The following is a 2,077-nucleotide window of genomic DNA, read 5'->3' as shown; positions in this document are numbered from 1 at the left end:
AGACGTTGGATTGTCGTTGTCTGTTACATTGTCTATTCTAGTTCTGATGGTGGCATTATTTTTAAATAAGCCGCTTGATTTTACATCTTTCCCCACCCTGCTTCTACTAACAACCCTCTTGAGACTTTCACTTGAGGTCGCAACCACACGTTTGATTCTGAGTCACGGATACGAAGGCACTTATGCTGCGGGACATGTCGTCGCTGCCTTTGGTGGCTTCTTGATGGGCGGAGATGTAGTTATCGGGACTATTTTGTTCTCAATACTTCTTGTTGTTAATTTTATGGTTATCACAAAAGGTTCGGGACGTATTGCCGAGGTCGCAGCAAGATTTTCTCTAGATTCCATGCCGGGCAAGCAAATGGCAATTGATGCTGAACTATCTTCGGGTGCGATCACTGACTTTGTTGCGAGAAAAAAACGAAAAGAACTTGAAGAAGAAAGTGGCTTTTATGGCGCGATGGATGGTGCCGCCAAATTCGTGCGTGGAGACGCGATTGCTAGTTTGATCATAACCGCTATCAACATTGTGGGCGGATTAACTATAGGTGTTGTACGTCATGGTATGCAGATAGCAGATGCAGCTACCTCGTTTACGACGTTGACAATAGGTGATGGCCTTGTTTCGCAAATCCCCGCCCTGTTGGTTTCTACGGCCTCAGGTATTGTCGTAACAAAAGGTGGGACTGAAGGGGGGGCTGACATTGCTCTTGTCCGTCAACTGGGTGGCAATTCTAAACCGCTTGCCTTGGCGTCTGGTTCGGCAGTGGTTTTGGCATCAATACCAGGTTTGCCGACATTTCCTTTTTTGTTCCTGGCTGTTTTGGTTGGGGGAGCGGCTTGGATAAGGTGCCGGACGCCTGTTGTTGGTACGGATAATGATGGAGATTCCGTTGTAGTTCCCGAAAATTCTGTTCCCGCAGAGGTTCCAATTTCGGAAAGCTTGAGGGTAGATCTTTTGAGATTGGAGTTGGGTTTTAATTTATTAGCGATAGCAAGCGGTGAGGGAGCGCGCTTAACAGAGAAAATAAAAATACTTCGCCGAACAATTGCAAGCGATATGGGTTTTGTCCTTCCACCTGTTCGTATCCAAGATAACTTACTTTTATCGCCTGATTCTTATTCTGTTTCTATTAAAGAAATAGAGATTGGTCATGGTGAAGTTAGAATAAATAATCTTTTAGCGATGGATCCGCGGGGTGGAGAGCCCAATCTCGAGGGAGAAAAAACTAAAGAACCCGCTTTTGGTTTGCCTGCATTGTGGATAGATCAAAATTTGCGGGAAAATGCCATTGTTCAGGGATATACGGTGGTTGATCCCGCTAGTGTCATCATCACGCATTTAACCGAATTGGTTAAAGATAATATGCCAGATCTTCTTTCTTATTCGGAAACGCAAAAACTTCTAGACGAAATGCCTAGAGAGCAGCAGAAAATAGTCGTAGATCTGGTCCCTTCGCAGATTTCAGTTAGTGTAATACAAAGAATTCTGCAGTCTCTTCTTGAAGAACGGGTATCCATCCGTGATCTGGTTAGTATTCTAGAGGCTTTGCAGGAAGGATGTGGCCAAGGATTAAAAACTGTTGCTGCACTGGTCGCGCACGTTCGAATTAGACTCGCTCGTCAAATCAGCGCATCTGTCCTTGGCCCTCAGGGATATATTCCAATTGTGACTTTCAGTCCTAAATGGGAGATGTTTGTTTTGGAGCACTTATCTAATTCGGGCGAAGAAAAGCAGATTAATTTTTCTCCGTCAAAAATGAATGAATTCGTATCTCGCATTAAACTATGTCTTGATAATGCATCCAAAAAAAGAGAAGTTCCAGTAATATTGGTTTCGAGTATTGTCCGTATTCCGATGAGGCGCATAATTGAGCGTATACAGCCTTCTGTAATTGTTTTAGCGCAAGAAGAAATTTTCTCCCGTGTTAAAGTGCGGACTATTGAATTAATATAATATAAAAAAATATTATCTGGCGAGCTAGAAGAGCTATTAGTTGATGTGTCTTGGTTCTGATTTTGGATCTTTCTGTATGATTACATCTCCTGCATTGATAGAGGGAATGGCGCTATGAAG

Annotated in this window: 1 protein-coding gene; it reads left to right on the top strand. The window is 43.3% G+C overall.

What is annotated here, in order from left to right; translation table 11 throughout:
* Positions 1-1,957, top strand: a 1,957-nt coding sequence (flhA, locus tag GSP01_RS14475) for a flagellar biosynthesis protein FlhA (protein WP_255320917.1), incomplete at its 5' end; no start/stop codon positions are given.
* Between the last annotated feature and the right edge of the window lie 120 nt (positions 1,958-2,077).

Source organism: Gluconobacter sphaericus NBRC 12467, from assembly GCF_006539125.1.
GTDB lineage: Bacteria > Pseudomonadota > Alphaproteobacteria > Acetobacterales > Acetobacteraceae > Gluconobacter > Gluconobacter sphaericus.
Note: the sequence above shows the minus strand (reverse complement) of the source record. Positions and strands in the feature narration are given on the sequence as shown.